We start from the raw sequence: 2555 nt of genomic DNA on the forward strand, positions 1-2555 counted from the left end.
CGCTCTCTGCTTGACGAGTGGTTTTATCACTGCTGAGAAAAGCGACGATGCTGTTGCGCGCGCGCCGCGTCTCCGGCATCTCGATCAGCGGCCAGACGTGGAACATGCCTTCTTCGTAGACGACCTCCACCTCGACACCGGCGGCGCGCGCTTTCTCGGCGAAGATCAGGTTGTCGGGGCTGAGCAGGTCGTGCGAGCCGGTCAGAAGAAGCGTCTTCGGCAGTACCGAAAGGTCGCCATAGAGCGGGCTGATGTGCCAGTCGGCGCGATCGATGCCGGCGCTGTAGAGCCGGATCGCCTCCAGCCCGCCGGCGATGCCAAGCCACGGATCGTTACGCTCGGCCTCGAACACTTCGGGGTTGGAGAGCGACATGTCGAGCCCGGGCGAAATCAGGACGTGGCGTGCCGGCAGCGGCAGGCCGTCCTCGGCCGCCATCATGGTCAGTACCACGGCCATGTTGCCGCCGGCGGAATCGCCCATAAAGGCGATGTTTTCGGCGCCGGTCTCGCCGAGCATCTGCCGGTAGACCTCGCCGACCATGCCGAACATGTCATGGAAATCGTGCTCGGGCGCGATCGGATAGATCGGCACCGTGATACCATAGCCCAGCCGCTCGGCCATCTCGACGATCAGCCCCCAATGATAGGAGGTGATCTGGAAGACATAGGCGCCGCCATGCAGATAGAGGATCCGCTTTCGCTCGCCGGCCCTCGGCGCGATCTCGTAGACGGGAAATCCGTTGACGCGGCGCTCGGCAATGTCGAGGCGATGACGCAGCGATGCCGGCGGATGATGGTCCTCGGTCTTGCGGGCGTAAGAAATCCAGCGCTGCAGGTTTTCCGGACTGGAAAAAGCCTTCTTGCGGCTATGCCTGAGGACAAAGGAAACGACGTGGCTTTTGAAACTGGGCATGCCGACACACGGACTTCGGCCGGAGCCGACTAAGAGAATTTCCCCTCTGTTCGGAAGATCGTACCTTGCCCGCAAATGTCAAGATTTGCGCTCGACACAACACGCTTGTGTGATCCGGCGACTGCCAGGTTCAGGGCCGCGGCAGCAACGCCACGCGCAACTTGTTGTCACCGGCAGCCGGAGCCGTGCCACGACCCCGGCGCTTGGCCAGCAGCTTGTATTTGTCGGCGAAGGTCATCAGCGCGCCGATCCCAGAAGCAGCTGCGCGAGCACGGCCTGCGGATCATTCGGCGGTGACGCCGGCCAGCCAATGTCCTTCTGGATGTCGAGGGGCAGGCTGTTCAGCGCCCGGATAGACTTGCTCCTGTTGTGCGCATGCTTGATGGCCACCCCATAGCGGCCGAGGCTTTCGAACATCGACATGGTGTTTTCCTCCGGAAGCGGCGGCGGGAAGACATTTCCGGCCTGCCGTTCGATGGGTGCCTAAATGCGCCTTGCGCGTTTCCAGCGGATTTCACGAAAACAGCATTTCGGTTTCCGGATCGGGCGATCCGGAAACATTTGCATGCAAATGAAAATGGAAAAGTCTGAAGATCGGCGAGAGGCCGCTAGCCTCGGCCGCGCCTTGCCGCATGACCCTCGCGCGAACGGCGGCGTGGCGCCGCGTCGCCGGCTATGCCGTCCTCGCTGACTGTCTTCCTGGGCGGCAGTTTGACCGCCGCCGACAGCTTCGGGAACGGGTCGATCTTGTTCGGCAGGGCCATGGCGTAGACGAAGTGCTCCTGGAATTTCGGCTCCAGCGCGGTCTCGATCTTCTCGATCCGGCTTACCGTCTCCTCGATCTCGCGGCGGTAGCCGCGATTGAGCAGCGCCATGCGGGCGCCGGCGCCGGCCGCGTTACCGACGGCCGAGACCTTGTCGAGGTCGCAGTCGGGGATCAGGCCGAGCACCATGGCGTATTTGGGATCGATGAAGGAGCCGAAAGCGCCGGCGAAATGGATGCGGTCGACATGCTCGGTGTGCTGCTTTTCCATCAGCAGCTTAGTGCCGGCGTAGAGCGCCGCCTTAGCGAGCTGGATGGCGCGTACGTCGTTCTGGGTGATGGTGATTCGGGGCTCGCCATCCTTCAGGACATAGGAGAAGGTGCGGCCGTTGGCGATGATGCGCGGCGAGCGCGCGGAGAGCGACCCGTCGACGACGCCATCTTCCGAGATGATGCCGGCGAGATACATCTCCGCCACCACCTCGATGATGCCGGAGCCGCAGATGCCCGTGACGCCGGTCGATTGCACGCTTTCGGCGAAGCCCGGCTGATCGGACCATAGTTCCGAGCCGATGACGCGGTATTTCGGCTCCAGCGTCTCGGCATCGATGCGCACGCGCTCGATGGCGCCCGGTGCTGCCCGCTGGCCGCCGGAAATCTCCGCGCCCTCGAAGGCCGGGCCGGTGGGCGAAGAGGCCGCCACGACCCTGGTGCGGTTGCCGAGCACGATCTCGGCATTGGTGCCGACGTCGACGATCAGCATCATCTCGTCCTGGCGGTGTGGGCCTTCCGACAGCGTCACCGCCGCCGCGTCGGCGCCGACATGGCCGGCAATGCAAGGCAGCATGTAGAGGCGGGCGCCCCCATTTAGATTCAGGC

General features: G+C 63.8%; 3 protein-coding genes. All 3 read right to left on the minus strand.

Annotated elements, in window-relative coordinates:
• Positions 1-913: alpha/beta hydrolase (locus EOA33_RS31760; RefSeq protein ID WP_145989402.1), on the minus strand; the 913-nt coding region annotated here is incomplete at its 3' end.
• Positions 914-1150: 237 nt separating this feature from the next.
• A complete protein-coding gene (locus EOA33_RS31765) occupies positions 1151-1336 on the minus strand; it encodes a hypothetical protein (protein WP_126054091.1) in 186 nt (61 codons plus the stop codon).
• A gap of 185 nt (positions 1337-1521) precedes the next feature.
• Positions 1522-2555 (minus strand): ASKHA domain-containing protein (locus EOA33_RS31770; protein ID WP_127407427.1); only part of this gene is annotated, 1034 nt, incomplete at its 5' end.

Origin of the sequence: Mesorhizobium sp. M4A.F.Ca.ET.050.02.1.1, from assembly GCF_003997725.1 — a bacterium.
Taxonomy (GTDB): Bacteria; Pseudomonadota; Alphaproteobacteria; order Rhizobiales; family Rhizobiaceae; genus Mesorhizobium.

Coding starts and splice junctions, on each gene's coding strand:
- EOA33_RS31765 (WP_126054091.1), bottom strand. CDS start 1,336: ATGTCGATGTTCGAAAGCCTCGGCCGCTATGGGGTGGCCATCAAGCAT.